This is a genomic window from Ralstonia sp. Ralssp110, assembly GCF_047325135.1.
Classification (GTDB): Bacteria; Pseudomonadota; Gammaproteobacteria; order Burkholderiales; family Burkholderiaceae; genus Ralstonia; species Ralstonia mojiangensis.
The window spans coordinates 1487752-1502962 of record NZ_CP168609.1 but is presented as its reverse complement, the minus strand read 5'-3'; the positions used below and the strand labels follow the sequence as shown (position 1 = coordinate 1502962).

The 15211-nt window shown below is 66.1% G+C and carries 9 protein-coding genes; 8 read left to right on the top strand and 1 reads right to left on the bottom strand.

Annotation, left to right across the window (positions count from 1 at the left end; all coding sequences use genetic code 11):
* Positions 1–540 precede the first annotated feature (540 nt).
* From glgX to ACEN9T_RS07320, 8 genes are all read left to right on the top strand, one after another.
* A complete protein-coding gene (gene glgX / locus ACEN9T_RS07355) occupies positions 541–2841 on the top strand; it encodes a glycogen debranching protein GlgX (protein ID WP_413705948.1) in 2301 nt (766 codons plus the stop codon).
* Entirely contained in the window at positions 2838–4679 is a 1842-nt protein-coding gene (gene treZ, locus ACEN9T_RS07350; protein WP_413705947.1) for a malto-oligosyltrehalose trehalohydrolase, read from the top strand. The genes glgX and treZ overlap by 4 nt, the downstream gene beginning before the upstream one ends.
* Before the next feature lie 26 nt (positions 4680–4705).
* Positions 4706–6988 carry a 4-alpha-glucanotransferase gene (malQ, locus tag ACEN9T_RS07345; RefSeq protein WP_413705946.1) on the top strand — a complete coding sequence of 761 codons (2283 nt, stop codon included), beginning with the start codon at positions 4706–4708 and terminating at the stop codon, positions 6986–6988.
* Positions 6985–9807, top strand: coding sequence for a malto-oligosyltrehalose synthase (treY, locus tag ACEN9T_RS07340; RefSeq protein ID WP_413705945.1), 2823 nt, complete (start codon positions 6985–6987; stop codon positions 9805–9807). The genes malQ and treY overlap by 4 nt, the downstream gene beginning before the upstream one ends.
* A gap of 135 nt (positions 9808–9942) precedes the next feature.
* Positions 9943–11190, top strand: coding sequence for an MFS transporter (locus tag ACEN9T_RS07335; protein ID WP_413705944.1), 1248 nt, complete (start codon positions 9943–9945; stop codon positions 11188–11190).
* Positions 11191–11245: 55 nt separating this feature from the next.
* A complete protein-coding gene (locus ACEN9T_RS07330) occupies positions 11246–12166 on the top strand; it encodes an amidohydrolase family protein (protein ID WP_413705943.1) in 921 nt (306 codons plus the stop codon).
* A gap of 119 nt (positions 12167–12285) precedes the next feature.
* Positions 12286–13038 (top strand): class I SAM-dependent methyltransferase, encoded by a 753-nt coding sequence (locus ACEN9T_RS07325; protein ID WP_413705942.1) that lies wholly within the window; start codon positions 12286–12288, stop codon positions 13036–13038.
* Between the two features lie 224 nt (positions 13039–13262).
* Complete coding sequence (locus tag ACEN9T_RS07320; RefSeq protein WP_413705941.1) at positions 13263–14648, top strand: ATP-binding protein; 1386 nt, start codon at positions 13263–13265, stop codon at positions 14646–14648.
* Between the two features lie 21 nt (positions 14649–14669).
* Here ACEN9T_RS07320 and ACEN9T_RS07315 read toward each other — a convergent pair whose 3' ends face one another.
* Positions 14670–15176: an acyl-CoA thioesterase gene (locus ACEN9T_RS07315; RefSeq protein ID WP_024978265.1), complete on the bottom strand. Its 507-nt coding sequence runs from the start codon at positions 15174–15176 to the stop codon at positions 14670–14672.
* Between the last annotated feature and the right edge of the window lie 35 nt (positions 15177–15211).

The following is a 15211-nucleotide window of genomic DNA, read 5'->3' as shown; positions in this document are numbered from 1 at the left end:
CCCCTGCCGGGGCTGACTCACTTTCTTTGTCTTGCCAAAGAAAGTAAGCAAAGAAAGGCGCGCCCAAGATGGCGACCCATTCCTTGAATTTTCATAACCGGACGGAGACGGGGAAAACTCGCTTCGCTCAGACAGTTCCCCGTCTTTTTTCCGCCCGCTTACGAAAATTCAAGGCGCCATCTAGGGCAACAACGGCCAACGCGGCGGAGCACTAAGGTAAGCGACAAAGCCGGGGCGCTGCTCGGCGAACTGATGGAGAGAGAACGTATTGCGCTGGCAATCGATGGTTTGCTTTTCCTGCCCTTGATGGCGCCTTGGATTTTTGTTGCGGGGAGGATCAAGAAGGGAGGCCTGTCTGAGCGCAACGAGTTTGCCTCCCTTCCCTCCCCGCGACACAAATCCAAGGAGTCTTTCGCCATCTCGGGCGCGCCTTTCTTTGCTTACTTTCTTTGGCAAGACAAAGAAAGTGAGTCGGCCCCGGCAGGGGGCGAAAGGGAGGCAACCCACCAACGCAAAGACAACTCTGAAACCAACGAACTGATGCTCCGCTTCCCCAAAACCCTTGCCCCCGGCAAACCCTTCCCCCTTGGCGCCCAATGGGACGGCCTAGGCATCAACTTCGCTGTCTTCTCCGCCAACGCCAGCAAGATCGAACTCTGCATCTTTGATCCGACCGGCCGCAAGGAACTGACCCGCTTCGCCCTGCCCGAATGCACCGACGAGGTCTGGCACGGCTACCTGCCCGGCGTGGAAGCCGGCCTTGTCTACGGCTACCGTGCCTACGGCCCGTGGGAGCCGCAGCATGGCCATCGCTTCAACCCCCACAAGCTGCTACTCGACCCCTACGCCCGCCGGCTGGTGGGCGCGCTGCGCTGGTCCGATGCACTGTTCGGCTATCGGCTGAACTCCAACCGTGGCGACCTTTCATTCGACCGCCGCGACAGCGCCCCCGCCATGCCCAAGGCCGTGGTCACCGACGAGTCGTTCAATTGGGGCAACGACGTTCGCCCGAACACGCCGTGGTCGCGCACGGTCATCTATGAAGGACACGTGCGCGGGATGTCGATGCTGCGCGAAGACTTGCTGCCGCCTGAGCGTGGCACGTTCAGCGCGCTCGGCGACAGCGTCTTCATCGAGCGCCTGCAGCGGCTGGGCATCACCGCCATCGAACTGCTGCCCATTCACGCCTTCCTACAGGACCAGTTCCTAGTGGAGCGCGGCCTGCGCAACTACTGGGGCTACAACACGCTGTGCTTCTTTGCGCCGGAGCCGTCGTACCTGTCGGCGCCATCGCTGCATGAGCTGAAGGTGGCGATCCGCCGGCTGCATGCGGCGGGCATCGAGGTGCTGCTCGATGTGGTCTACAACCACACGTGTGAAGGCAGCGAACTGGGGCCGACGCTGTCGTTCCGTGGGCTGGACAACGCGAGCTACTACCGTCTCGTGCCGGGCCAGGAGCGCTACTACATCAACGACACGGGTTGCGGCAACACGCTCAACGTGTCGCACCCGCGCGTGCTGCAGATGGTGATGGATTCGCTGCGCTACTGGGTCAACGCGTTCCATGTGGATGGCTTCCGCTTCGACCTGGGTGTCACGCTCGGGCGCGAGGGCAACGGCTTCGATCCGGGCTCGGGCTTTTTCGATGCCATACGTCAGGACCCGGTGCTCTCCACCGTCAAGCTCATCGCCGAGCCTTGGGACGTAGGCCCCGACGGCTATCAGGTCGGCAACCAACCGCCGGGTTTTGCGGAGTGGAACGACCGATTTCGCGATGGCATCCGCCGCTTCTGGCGTGGCGATTCCGGGCAGCGCCCAGACCTTGCCGCACGCCTGACCGGCAGTGGCGACCTCTTCGACCGCCGCCACCGCCGGCCCTGGGCGTCGGTCAACTACGTGGCCTCGCACGACGGCTTCACGCTGCACGACCTCGTGAGCTACGCCGACAAGCACAACGAGGCCAACGGCGAAGACAACCGCGACGGCCACAACGACAACTGCAGTGCCAACTGGGGCACCGAGGGCCCGACGGACGACACCGCCATCCAAGCCCTGCGTGAACGCGTGACACGCGCGCTGCTGGCCACGGTGTTCTTCTCCAGCGGCACGCCGATGCTGCTGGCGGGCGACGAGTTCGGCCGCACGCAAGACGGCAACAACAATGCCTACTGCCAAGACAACGCGCTCTCATGGCTCGACTGGTCATTGCTGGATAAAGACCCGGGGCAGGCGCTCGCGCGCTATACGGCACGGCTGATAGCGTTGCGCAAGGAAAGCCCCGCGCTGCGCTGGCCACATTACGTGCACGGCAACACCGAGATTCTGCCCGGCGTGCCGGACATCGCCTGGTTTGATGAGCGCGGTCAGGTGCTCTCGCCCGACGCGTGGAACGACAGCGAGGCTCGCGCGTTGGCGCTACGGCGCGCATGCGTCGAGACCATCGACGCGGAGGCCCGCCCGCATGTGGCGCTGCTGCTCATCAACGGTGCCGCAACGGACCTGACCTTCACGCTGCCTGAGCCAGCCATGGATTGGCAAATCGCCATCGATAGCGCAGCGCCAGAGCAGGAGGCCCGTCCGCACGGCAACGGCACCCTGACAGTGGCGGGGCGCAGCGTCGTGCTGCTGTTCGCCACGCAGCTCGCCACGATCGCCCACATTGCCGGGCAGCCTGATGCGGACGTCAGCGGTGAAACCCTCGGGCACGTTCCCGAAACGCACAACGCACCGCGGAGCGCACCGCAGGACGACAGGCCCGAGCAACCCATCACCGACGACGAGCGCACCGCACCAACTGCAGGCCAAGCAGCCAACGACGACAATGGAGACGCCTCGCGATGACCGCACTCGCTCCCCGGTTTGCGCACGACATGCCGTTTGGCGCCACCGTCCTGGTTGACGGCAACACCCGCTTCCGCCTGTGGGCACCTGACGCGACCGCCGCCTGGATCGACCTCGACGAGGCGCGCGGCAACGAGGCCATCCGCATGGACGCTGAACCCGACGGTTGGTATGCAGGGGTAGCACCCGTGGGCGCCGGTACGTGCTATCGGTACCGCATCACCAATCGGGACGGCGTGACGCTGTCCGTACCCGACCCCGCCGCACGCGCACAGTGGCAGGACATCCCCGGCCCGAGCCTCGTCGTCGATCCGCAGCGCTACCGCTGGCAGCACGCCAACTGGCAGGGGCGGCCCTGGCACGAGACGGTGCTATACGAACTGCACGTCGGCACGCTGGGCGGCTTCAAGGGTGTGCGCGGACGGCTGCCGGAACTGGCGCGGCTGGGCATCACGGCCATCGAGCTGATGCCGGTGGCGGAGTTTCCGGGCGCGCGCAACTGGGGCTACGACGGCGTCCTGCCCTTTGCGCCCGACGCCAGTTATGGCACGCCGGACGATCTCAAGGCGTTGATCGACACCGCGCACGGGCTGGGCATGATGGTGTTTCTCGATGTGGTCTACAACCATTTCGGGCCCGACGGCAATTACCTGCACCACTACGCACGCAGCTTCTTCCGCGACGATGTGCATACGCCCTGGGGCGCGGCGATCGATTTCCGCATGCCGCAGGTGCGTGAGTTCTTCATCCAGAACGCGTTGATGTGGCTGATGGAATACCGCTTTGATGGTCTGCGGCTCGACGCCGTGCACGCCATCACCGAGCGCGACTGGCTGGGCGAACTCGCCGCTCGCGTGCGGCTATCGGTCGAACCTGGCAGGCATGTGCATCTGGTGCTGGAGAACGAGCACAACGCGGCATCGCTGCTGCGCGATGGCGGCACCCATGGCGACTTCGAAGCGCAGTGGAACGACGACGGCCACAACGTCCTGCACGTGCTGCTGACCGGCGAGCGCGAGGCCTATTACGCAGCCTACGCAGATGCGCCGGCAGAGCGCCTGGCGCGTGTACTGCAGGACGGATTCTGTTACCAGGGCGATCCGTCGCCCATCCATGAAAACGCACCGCGCGGCGAACCGAGCGCGCACCTGCCGCCCACCGCATTCGTGCTGTTCCTGCAAAACCACGATCAGATCGGCAACCGCGCCTTTGGCGAACGGCTGACGCAACTTGCGCACCCCGATGCGTTGCATGCTGCGCAAGTGCTGTTGCTGCTGAGCCCGCAGATTCCGATGCTCTTCATGGGTGAAGAATGGGGCAGCACGTGCCCGTTCCAGTACTTCACCAGCCACCACGGCATGCTGGCTGAAGCCGTGCGGGAAGGCCGGCGTCGGGAGTTTGCGAAGTTCGAGGCGTTTGCCGATCCACATCAGCGCGAGCGCATCCCCGACCCGAACGACGAGCGCACCTACCTCGCCTCCCGCCCCGGCGAGGCGGACCTGACCCTACCCGGTCCCCTCAATGTGCTGAACCGCATGCACCGCCTGTTGGCGCTGCGTCATGCAGAAATCATCCCGCGCCTGCCCAATGCGCGCGCACTAGATGCGGTCGCGCTGGGCCACGCCGGCGCCATTGCCCGCTGGCGCATGGGCGACGGCAGCGTGCTTACGCTGATGCTCAACCTGGCCGATCAGTCCGTGGCGGTGCCCACAGTGCTGGCGGGCAACCCCGCCGATCTGCTGTACGAATCGCGTGAAGGTGCGGCCGCAGCGCTCATCGCGCATCGCCTGCCGGAGCGCGCGTGCGTGGCATTGCTGCACACGCCGTCGCCTGCCTGAGGACAACCGCAACGTACCAACGCATCATGGACCGCACGACTCACTCCTCAGGCACGCAGCGCACGCCGCTCCAGCAACTGGCCACGGATGCCGGGCTACTCGTCGACTGGGAAGACGCTGCCAGCCGCCCCATGCGCGTGGCCGACGAAGTGCTGCGCGCGGTGCTCTTTACGCTGGGCCTGCCGGCCGGCACGTCGGCCCAGGTGTCGGAAAGCCAGACCCGCCTGCGCGCAGAAGCCGAAGCGGTCGCCATACCGCCGCTTGTGACCGGCGTGGCCGGACAGCCGATCGTGCTGCAAACCTCGGCGCCCCAAGCCGCGTTGCTGGGTGGACAAACCTATCGCGTCGACTTTGAGTCCGACGGCAGCACCGATGGCAAGATCAGCGTCAGCGCAAGCGAGCGCCATGCAACGCTGCACCTGACGCCGGTGCAGGCCGTGGGCTACCACCGCCTGACCATTGACGCCGGGCCGGGCACCGTGATCGAAACCACGCTCGCCATCGCCCCAGCGCGTTGCTATGGCGTGGCCGATGCCCTGCGCCGGCACGATCGCCCGGCCGACACCCGCCTGTGGGGCGCGTCCGCCCAGCTCTACGGCTTGCGATGCGATGCCGAACGCGCCGCCAGCAGCGCCGGCCTGGGCGACTACACCGCGGCGGGCACCCTGGCGCGGCACCTGGCGCAGCGCGGAGCGGATGCCTTGGCGCTCAGCCCCGTGCATGCCATGTTCACGGCCGACGCGCGCCGCTATTCGCCGTACTCGCCATCGAGCCGCCTGTTCCTGAACGCGTGGATGATCGACCCCGCCGCGCTCTTTGGGGACGAAGCCGTGCGGCAGACCGTGGCCGACTGCAACCTCGTCGACGACTATGCCCGCCTGGAAGCCGCGCAGCTCATCGACTGGCCGGCCAGCGGCAACGCGCGCATGACGGTGCTGCGCGCGTTGCATCGCCGTCTGCTGCAGGCCCCGCTCGGGGACACCGTCGCTCAGATGCTGCTGGACGATTTTCGTGCGTACTGCATTGATGGCGGCACCGGCCTGCGCGATCACGCGCACTTTGAGGCACTGAATGCGCACCTTGGACCCGCCCATTGGAAGCAGTGGCCCGAGCAATATCAAGATCCGAGCTATCTGGGCGTACAGGCTTTCGCTCGCGAGCATGAGGATGCGGTGAATTTCCACCTCTTCCTGCAATGGGCGGCGGCACGCCAGTGGGCCCTTGCGCAGCGCACTGCCGAGAACGCCGGCATGGCCATCGGCCTCATCGCCGATCTGGCTGTGGGCACCGACAGCGCGGGCAGCCATGCGTGGGCGCGGCAGCGCGACTTGCTGATCGGCGTGACGGTGGGGGCGCCGCCCGACGTGTTCAACGCGCAGGGCCAAGGCTGGGGGCTGACCACCTTCAGCCCGCGCGCCATGCGCACGCAAGGCTTTTCGGCATTTATCGAGATGCTGCGCGCGGTGATGGCCGTGCCCGGCGGCGTGCGCATCGACCACGTGCTCGGGCTCATGCGGCTGTGGGTGATTCCAGATGGCGCACGACCGCTGGACGGCGTGTACCTGCGCTACCCGATGCAGGATCTGCTGCGGCTGGTCGCGCTGGAATCGTGGCGCAACCGCTGCATCGTCATTGGCGAAGACCTTGGCACCGTGCCACCGGGCCTGCGCGACAAGCTTGCCGACGACGGCCTGCTTGGCATGCGCATCCTCTGGTTTGAACGCGAGTACACCCGCGACGATGCCCCCTTCAAGGCGCCGCGCACATGGGCGCCGGCGTCAGTCGCGATGACGAGCACGCACGATCTGCCCACGCTCGTCGGCTGGTGGATCGGCAACGATCTGCGCTGGCAAGCCCAGCTTGGCCTGCTACCGGCCGGCATGACCGAGGGCGAGGCGCACGCGCGCCGCATGGACGATCGCGCCGCGCTCGTCGCCGCCTTTGCCGAGCACAACCGCCTGGTGCTGGCCGATGGCGGTGTGCCGATGATCGGCGTGGCGCCGCTGCAGGCCGCGTTGGAACAGGCGCGCGTGGCAAACGCGGCACAAGCCGAAGTCATCCTGCAAGCCAGCGCGCAGGACTTTGCCACGGCGGCCACCGTGTTTACGGGTGCGGCCAACACGCCGCTGGCGCTGGTGCCGCTGGAAGACCTGTTGGGCCTTGTCGAGCAGCCGAACCTGCCAAGCACGATCGACACCCACCCGAACTGGCGGCGTCGCCTGCCCGGGCCGTCCGGCACGCTGCTCGACGCGTCCACCGTGCAGGCCCGCCTGTCCGCGCTGGCCAACGCGCGCATCAGCACGCCATGAGTGAACCGACCACACCTCTCCCGCCCGTCGCCCTCCAGCGTGTGCCGCGCGCTACGGTGCGGCTGCAATTGCACCGCAACTTTACGTTCGACCATGCGCGCGCGTTGGTGGATGACTTCGCCGCACTCGGCATCTCGCATCTCTACACGTCGCCCATCACCACGGCGCAGCCAGGCTCCACACACGGCTATGACGTTGTGGACCCCACTCACGTGAACCCCGAGCTGGGCGGCGAACGCGCGCTCGAACAGTTGGTGGATGCGCTGCATGCGCGCGGCATGGGGCTCATTGTCGATATCGTGCCGAACCACATGGGCGTGGGCGGCGGACACAACGGGTGGTGGCTGGACGTGCTCGAATCCGGTCCCGACAGCGCCTACGCCAATTTCTTCGATATCGACTGGCAACCGTCCAACCCGGCGCTCCGCAACAAGGTGCTCGCGCCCTTCCTGGGCGAAAACTACGCTGACGCGCTGGCCGGCAGCCGACTGCAGCTGACCTACGACGACACGGCCGCGCGGCTGGCGATGGCGTATTACGACCACCGTTTTCCGATCGCGCTGGCCGACTATGCCGCGCTGCTTCGCACCGGCAACATAGACACCGCCACCCACGCGGTGGCCGACCGTTTTGCCGCGCTCGACACGATCCGCTCACTGCGCACGCGCCGCGAACGCACCGACGAAGCACGCGACGCGCTGCGCAACCTCGCCACCACGCAAGCAGGTGCCGCACACATCGCCGAAGCCGTGCGCATGCTCAACGCGCAACCCGATCAGCTTGATGCGTTGATGGCGCGGCAGCATTGGCGCCTTGCCCACTGGCGCACCGCCAACGACGAGATCAACTGGCGCCGCTTCTTCGATATCGGCTCGCTGGCTGGCCTGCGCATGGAGCGCACCGAGGTGTTTGAAGCGACGCATGCGCTGCTGTTCCGGCTCTATCGCCTGGGTTGGATTGACGGCGTGCGCATCGACCACGTTGATGGCCTGGCCGACCCGGCCGCGTACTGCCGCCAGCTACGCCGCCGCCTGCAAGCCGAACACGCCACGCGCCCCGCCGACAGGCTCACGAGCCACCCGTGGATCGTCGTCGAAAAAATCCTCGCCAGCGATGAAGCCATGCGCACCGACTGGGCCGTCGACGGCACCAGCGGCTACGATTTCATGAACCAGGTAGGCGCGCTGTTGCACGATGCGCACGGCGAGACCGCTCTCACCCAGGGCTGGCTTGAATGGATTGGCGCACCGGTGGCTGAAGCGCCGTTTTCGGCCACGGCGGTACCTGCTCGCCGCCAGATCCTGCATGCGAACTTTGCCGCAGAACTCGATGCAGCCACGTCAGCACTGCACGCGGTGGCACAACAAGAGCGCAGCAGCCACGACGTGACGTGGCACGCCATCCGCCGCTCGCTGGCCGAGGTGATCGTCCACTTTCCGGTGTATCGAACCTATGCGAATGCGCAGCAACGCGATGCGCAGGATTCGGCGATCTTGCAAACCGCCATGTCCGGCGCGGCGACCTGTCTGCGGCGCGTCGACACGCCTGTGCTCCGCTGGCTCGACGCATGGCTGGGCGGGCAACCGGCGGGGCAGGACAAGCTGCGCCAACTGGCGTTGCGCCGGTGCCAGCAGTTGTCGTCGCCGGTGGCGGCCAAGGCGGTCGAAGACACGGCGTGCTACCGCTACGGCCGGCTGCTGTCGCGCAACGAGGTCGGCGCGGATCCGGGTGCGTTTTCCATGAGCGCCAACGCGTTCCATCACGCCATGCAAGCGCGCGCCCACACCTGGCCGCACGCGATGCTCACCACCGCCACGCACGACCACAAGCGCGGCGAAGATGTGCGTGCGCGGTTGGCCGTGCTGTCGGAGCGCCCCACGCAGTGGCTGGCCGCCGCGCACCAATGGCGCACGGAACACGCCGCGTGGGTGCGTCAACTGCCTCCCGGCCCAGCCCCCTCACCCGCCGCGCAGTGGATGCTGTATCAGACGCTGGTTGGCATCTGGCCCGCGGATCTCGACTGGCAGGACGCCGATGCCGTGCGCGAGCTGGCCGAGCGCGTCGCGCAGTGGCAAGAAAAAGCGCAGCGCGAAGCCAAGCTGCGCACTGACTGGTTCGCGCCCGATGCGGACTACGAAGCTGCCTGCCGCGATTTCGTCTTGACGCTGCTGACGGGCGAGGCGGCCTCGACCTTCCTGCCTTCGCTCTCCGCCTTCGTGCAAAGCGTAGCGCCGGCCGCCGCCGTCAACGGCCTCGCCCAGACCTTGCTGCGCACCACACTGCCCGGCGTGCCCGACCTCTACCAGGGCGCGGATTTCTGGGACACCAGCCTCGTTGATCCCGACAACCGCCGCCCCGTCGACTACGCCGCGCGGCATCGCGCATTGCGGGCATTGCACGTGCATGCCGGGCACAGCCTCGCGTCGCTGCTCACGCATTGGACCGACGGCCGTATCAAGCAAGCCGTGCTGGCACGTGCACTGGCCCTGCGCGCCGCCATGCCGGCCGTGTTCGAATCCGGCGACTACCAACCCCTGGCCGTGACCGGCAGCGGCGCGCAGCACGTGTTGGCGTTTGCGCGCGTGCATGGCGCCCAGGCGGTCATCGCGATCGTGCCGCTGCATGCCTCCGCCCTGCTGGGCCATGCCGCCACACCAACGTTTGCGGATGGCGCATGGCGGGACACCACGGTCTGTCTGCCGTCCGCGCTGTCGCACGCTCCGTTGCATAGCGCTTTTGACGGCCAGACGCTGCACAGCCCCCGCCTGGCGTTGGGCCAGGTGCTCGCCCACCTGCCGGTCGCCCTGCTGCATACCTGATCCGCACGCTACGCACCCGCACGGGTTAACACCGACTGCGCCGCTCCTTGGCTCGCCCTAAAATTCCTCTATTCATATAGATGACTAGAGCAATGTGTGGTGAACACGTCGCTCACGTCACCCGGAGGAGACCGCATGTTCGGCTGGTTCAAAGAGATTTCAAAAGGAGAAAAGCGCACGTTCTGGGCCTGCTTTGGCGGCTGGGCGCTCGACGCGCTGGACGTGCAGATGTTCAGCCTCGTCATCCCGACCATCATCGCGGCGTGGCACATCGGCAAGACCGAGGCCGGGCTGGTGTCGGGCGTCACGCTGGTGGCGTCGGCCCTGGGCGGCTGGATTGCCGGCGCGCTGACCGATCGTTTCGGCCGCGTGCGCACGCTGCAGTTCACGGTGCTGTGGTTCTCGCTGGCCACATTCGCCTCGGCCTTTGCGCAGAACTTCGAGCAGTTCCTGGTGCTCAAGGCCATTCAAGGCTTCGGCTTTGGCGGTGAATGGGCGGCGGGCGCCGTGCTGATGGCCGAGAGTATTCGCGCCAGCCACCGCGGCAAGGCGATGGGCACGGTGCAGAGCGCCTGGGCGGTCGGCTGGGGCGCCGCGGTGCTGCTGTATGCGCTCACCTATTCCTTCATCGAGCCCGACCTCGCCTGGCGCGTGATGTTTGCTGCGGGGTTGCTGCCGGCGCTGCTCATCATCTACATCCGCCGTGGCGTGAAGGAGCCCGTGCCGGCCGCCAAGCCGGGCGCGAAAACCGATGCGATGCCGATCTCGCGCTTTCCGCTGCTCGATATCTTCCGCCCGCAGGTGCTGCGCATGACGCTGATCGGCGGGCTGCTGGGGGTAGGCGCGCACGGCGGTTACTACGCGCTGATGACGTGGCTGCCGACGTATCTCAAGACAGAGCGGCACCTGTCCGTGCTCGGCACGGGCGGCTACCTGGCGGTGATCATCTTCGCCTTCTGGTGCGGTTGCGTGGCCAGCGCGTGGTTGCTGGACGTGCTCGGCCGCCGCGGCAACATCCTGCTGTTCTCGTGCTGCTGCGTGGTGACCGTGCTGGTGTATCTGCTGGTACCGCTGTCGGATGGCGCGATGCTGGTGCTGGGCTTTCCGCTGGGCTTCTTTGCGGCGGGCATTCCGGCCAGCATGGGCGCGCTGTTCAATGAGTTGTATCCGCAGGGCGTGCGCGGCACGGGTGTGGGCTTTTGCTACAACTTCGGCCGCGTGGTATCTGCCGCCTTCCCGGTGCTGGTGGGCAAGATGAGCGCATCAATGTCGCTCGGCACGGCCATCGGCATCGACGCGGCCATCGCGTATTCGATCGTCGCGGTGGCGGTGCTGATGCTGCCCGAAACGAAGGGCCGCGATCTCGCTGCCGTCACGGTCTGAACGCCCATCACAACATCATGACGACGCACTTGATCCGTCGCCGCCAGGAGACCCCATGCCCACTCGCCGCGCCTTCAACACCGGGTTGCTTGCCATGCTAGGTTCCACCGCCCTTGTCGGCTGCGCTGCCACCGGCAGCAGCGACGTCTCGCGCGGGGCGTCCGTGCGCATCACGGCCATCGACACGCATGCGCATGTGTTCGAACGCGGCCTGCCACTGGCCAATGCCCGCCGGTATGCGCCCACGTATGACGCTCCGCTGTCGTCCTACCTTGCGCAGCTCGACGCGCACGGCGTGTCGCACGGGGTGCTGATCCAGCCGAGCTTCCTCGGTGTCGACAACAGCTATCTGCTCGCCGCACTCAAGCAAGCGCCCCAGCGCTTGCGCGGTGTGGCCGTGATCGACCCGGCTGCGCCGGAGACCTTGCTCACGCAGATGAATGCCGAGGGCATCGTCGGCATTCGCCTGAACCTGATCGGCGCGGCAGATCCACAACTGAAATCGCCCGTATGGCAGGCCGCGCTCGCTCGCCTGCATGCGCTCGGTTGGCACGTGGAATTGCATGTCGAGGCACGCCGCCTTCCCACGCTGCTGCAGCCCCTGCTGGAAGCGCAAGTGAACGTGGTGGTCGACCATTTCGGCCGCCCCGATCCCGCGCTCGGTGTGGACGACCCGGGCTTTGCCGCATTGCTTGCCGCGGGCCGCTCCCGTCGCGTGTGGGTAAAGATTTCCGGCGCATACCGGAACGGCGCCAACGGACGCGGCGAAGCCATCGCACAGGCCGCCATGCCGCGCCTGAAAGATGCGCTCGGCCTCGACCGCCTCGTCTGGGGCAGCGACTGGCCGCACACGCAGTTCGAATCGCAGATCAACTACGACAAGATGTGGGCCTTCGCCGGCGTGCTGCTGCCCAGCGCAGCGGACCGCAAGCAGGTGCTGGTCGACACGCCCGCGCAGTTGTTCCGCTTCGTCTGAACGCGCAACAGCTGCAGCGCCCCCGCGCGATACCCCATTTCGCGAATCACGAATTTCGCCGCGCGGGCGGCGCTCCTACACTGGCCGCTCCTCATCCCCACAAGCCGCAAGGAGCAGCCATGCAGCAGCATCGACTCGTCGACCAGCAATTCGGCCAAGTCGCCCAGGCCTACCTGACCAGCGCCGTGCACGCGCAGGGCGCCGATCTGGACGCGCTGGCTGCGCTGGCGCAATCGATGCCGCACGCCAAGGTGCTCGATCTGGGCTGCGGCGGCGGGCACGTGAGCTTTGCCATGGCGCCGCACGTGGCTGCCATGGTGGCGTATGACCTGTCGGAAGACATGCTGAACGTGGTGGCCGCCGAAGCCGCGCGCCGCGGCCTCGCGCAATTGCGCACGCAAGCGGGCCGCGCCGAGACCCTGCCGTTTGACGATGCCGCGTTCGACATCGTGGCCACGCGTTTTTCCGCTCACCACTGGTACGACGTGCCCAAGGGCCTGGCCGAAGCACGCCGCGTGCTCAAACCCGGCGGCAAACTCGTTGTCGTGGATATCGTGGCGCCGGAAGTGCCGCTGCTCGACACGCTGCTGCAAACCGCCGAGGTGCTGCGCGATGCGTCGCACGTACGCGACTACCGTGTGTCCGAGTGGCAGGCCATGCTGGCCGAGGTCGGTTTCCAGCCCGGCACGCCGCGCACGTGGAAGCTGACGATGACCTTCGACAGCTGGATCGCCCGCATTCGCACGCCCCAGGTGCGCGCAGATGCCATCCGCGATCTGTTCGACCGTGCAGCCGACGAAGCACGCACGTACTTTGCCGTGGCGCCCGACCATTCGTTTGCGATCGACGCGATGCTCATCGAGGCGACATGAGGTACGTGAGGGGCTTTGGCGCCTTGATCCCCTCTCATCCTTTTTGTCACACCCGTTCGAGGGGTGCCGCGATGCGACGCCATTTCAGGGTTTCGCTTAATCCTGAATGAAAAAAATGTGATATCGGAACACGTGTACGAACGCGGGGTTGCCGGTAGCCTTCCGGGTTACCGTCGACTCCGGTCGGCATTGGCGCGCGGCCACTGCGCCGACTTCCGATTTCCATGTACGCCCTGTTCCCCGCCTTCGTTTCGTCGCTCTTCCTGTTCTACGGCGTCTACGTCGTGACCACGCGCGGCCGCACGCGCGCGAGCCTGGCGTTTCTCGGCATGACGACGCTCACGTGCCTGTGGCAAGGCATCTGGGCGTTTCTGTTCCAGACCCAAGACGTTGGCACGGCCCAGGTGCTCGCCAAACTCGGTTGGATCGCCATCCTCGTCATGCCGACCATGCTCTACCACTTTGCCGTGGAGGTCGCCGAGGCACAAAGCGAGCGGCGCTGGCTTCTGGTCGCCTATGCGCTGGACGCCGTGCTGATCGCGTTGCTGCTGACCACCGATCTCGTCATCGACGGCGTGCATCAGTTCCACTTCGGCTTCTATCCGAAGGCGGGCCCGCTGGAAGCCGTCCACATCATCCAAACTACCGCGCTGGTTACGCGCGGCATGTGGGTGCTCTACCTCGAGCAGCGACATGCCACCGCAGAAAAACGCAAGCGTTTGCTGACGTGCCTGTTCGGCGTGGGGCTGATTTCGTTGGCGGCGGCTGATTACGCAGTCAACTACGGCATTGCGTTCTACCCGCCGGGTGTGCTGCCGTTGGCCATTGCGCTGGGCATCATCGCCGTGGGCGTGGTCAAGTTTGACTTGATGCGCCCCTACGCACTGGCGGCCACCGTTGCGCACGAGGTGCGCACGCCGCTGACCACCATCCGCTTGCAGGCCGCTGAAATCGCCCGCGCCTGGCCCGACGTCTACCGCGGTTATCAGCTTGCCATCGACAACGGCCTGTGCCAGCCGCCGCAGCATCCGGCGATGCTGGACCGTCTTTCCAAACTGGCGGGGGCCATCACGTCGGAAGTCGCGTCCGCACATAGCGTGATCGAGATGGCCCTGGCCTCCGTCACGCTGGAGCGCCTGGACCGGCGCACCTTCGCGGCACATTCGCTGCACGAATGCGTCGAGACGGCCGTGGCGCAGTATCCGTTCCAGGCCGGTGAGCGCGAACGCGTGCAAGTGCAGCCGTTCAACGCCGACTGGCGTTTCGTGGGCTCCGACACGCTGCTTGTGTATGTGCTCTTCAACCTGCTGAAGAATGCGCTGCATGCCATCCAGATCGCGCGCAAGGGCCACATCGAAATTTCCGCCCGCCAGGATGGAGACGCCTATGTGCTTGTGGTGCGCGACAGCGCCACCGGCATTCCGCCCAGCGTGCAGCGTCGCATCTTCGACCCGTTTTTCTCCACCAAGCATGTCGGCAAGGGCTCGGGCGTGGGGCTGACATTCTGCCGCCGTGTCATGCAGGCATTTGGCGGGCGCATCCAGTGCGAATCGGTGGTTGGGGAATACACGCTGTTCTCCATGCGGTTTCCCCAACCTCCTGCTATCTGACGCTCACATCTTCAAACCGCGTCAGGACACGTGCGCCAGCTCCGGCAGCGTGTCCAGCTCGTACGCCTTCACACGCAGGCGCACGTGTTCCGGCAACCGCTGAATCACGCGCTCGGCGTTGGCGCACACCACCTGCTGATACCCCAGCGACACCAGCCGCCCGCCCGAAACAAACCGGAACACCATGTAGAACGAGCAGGGCTGCACCCGGAATGTGTTCAAGTGGCATTCCACGCGCTGAAACGGGAATGTCTCTTCAACGAATTCCTGATGCGCGAGCTTGGTCACGAAGATCACGCGCCCGCTCATGAGCAGGTCTGCGTCGATGCATTCGTGAAACCACCGTTCGCGCACCACGCCCTGCCACTCGAAATACCGGGCGAAATACGTGTTGGCGTAGGCGTTGGAATCCTTCAGATAGACATCGAAGGCGTGCTGGAACGTCTGCTGCGCAGAAATGGCTTCGGGCAGCTCGGCATTGCGCAGATAGTGGTTGACGACTGTGGCAATGGATTGGCCTGTCGGCATCGCATACTCCAAGAATGGAATTGGCTGCTGGCGGC

Excerpts from the sequence above, each read along its gene's own strand:
- ACEN9T_RS07325 (WP_413705942.1), top strand. The coding sequence starts at position 12,286 with ATGCAGCAGCATCGACTCGTCGACCAGCAATTCGGCCAAGTCGCCCAG.
- treY (WP_413705945.1), top strand. The coding sequence starts at position 6,985 with ATGAGTGAACCGACCACACCTCTCCCGCCCGTCGCCCTCCAGCGTGTG.
- glgX (WP_413705948.1), top strand. The coding sequence starts at position 541 with ATGCTCCGCTTCCCCAAAACCCTTGCCCCCGGCAAACCCTTCCCCCTT.
- malQ (WP_413705946.1), top strand. The coding sequence starts at position 4,706 with ATGGACCGCACGACTCACTCCTCAGGCACGCAGCGCACGCCGCTCCAG.
- ACEN9T_RS07335 (WP_413705944.1), top strand. The coding sequence starts at position 9,943 with ATGTTCGGCTGGTTCAAAGAGATTTCAAAAGGAGAAAAGCGCACGTTC.
- ACEN9T_RS07315 (WP_024978265.1), bottom strand. The coding sequence starts at position 15,176 with ATGCCGACAGGCCAATCCATTGCCACAGTCGTCAACCACTATCTGCGC.
- treZ (WP_413705947.1), top strand. The coding sequence starts at position 2,838 with ATGACCGCACTCGCTCCCCGGTTTGCGCACGACATGCCGTTTGGCGCC.
- ACEN9T_RS07320 (WP_413705941.1), top strand. The coding sequence starts at position 13,263 with ATGTACGCCCTGTTCCCCGCCTTCGTTTCGTCGCTCTTCCTGTTCTAC.
- ACEN9T_RS07330 (WP_413705943.1), top strand. The coding sequence starts at position 11,246 with ATGCCCACTCGCCGCGCCTTCAACACCGGGTTGCTTGCCATGCTAGGT.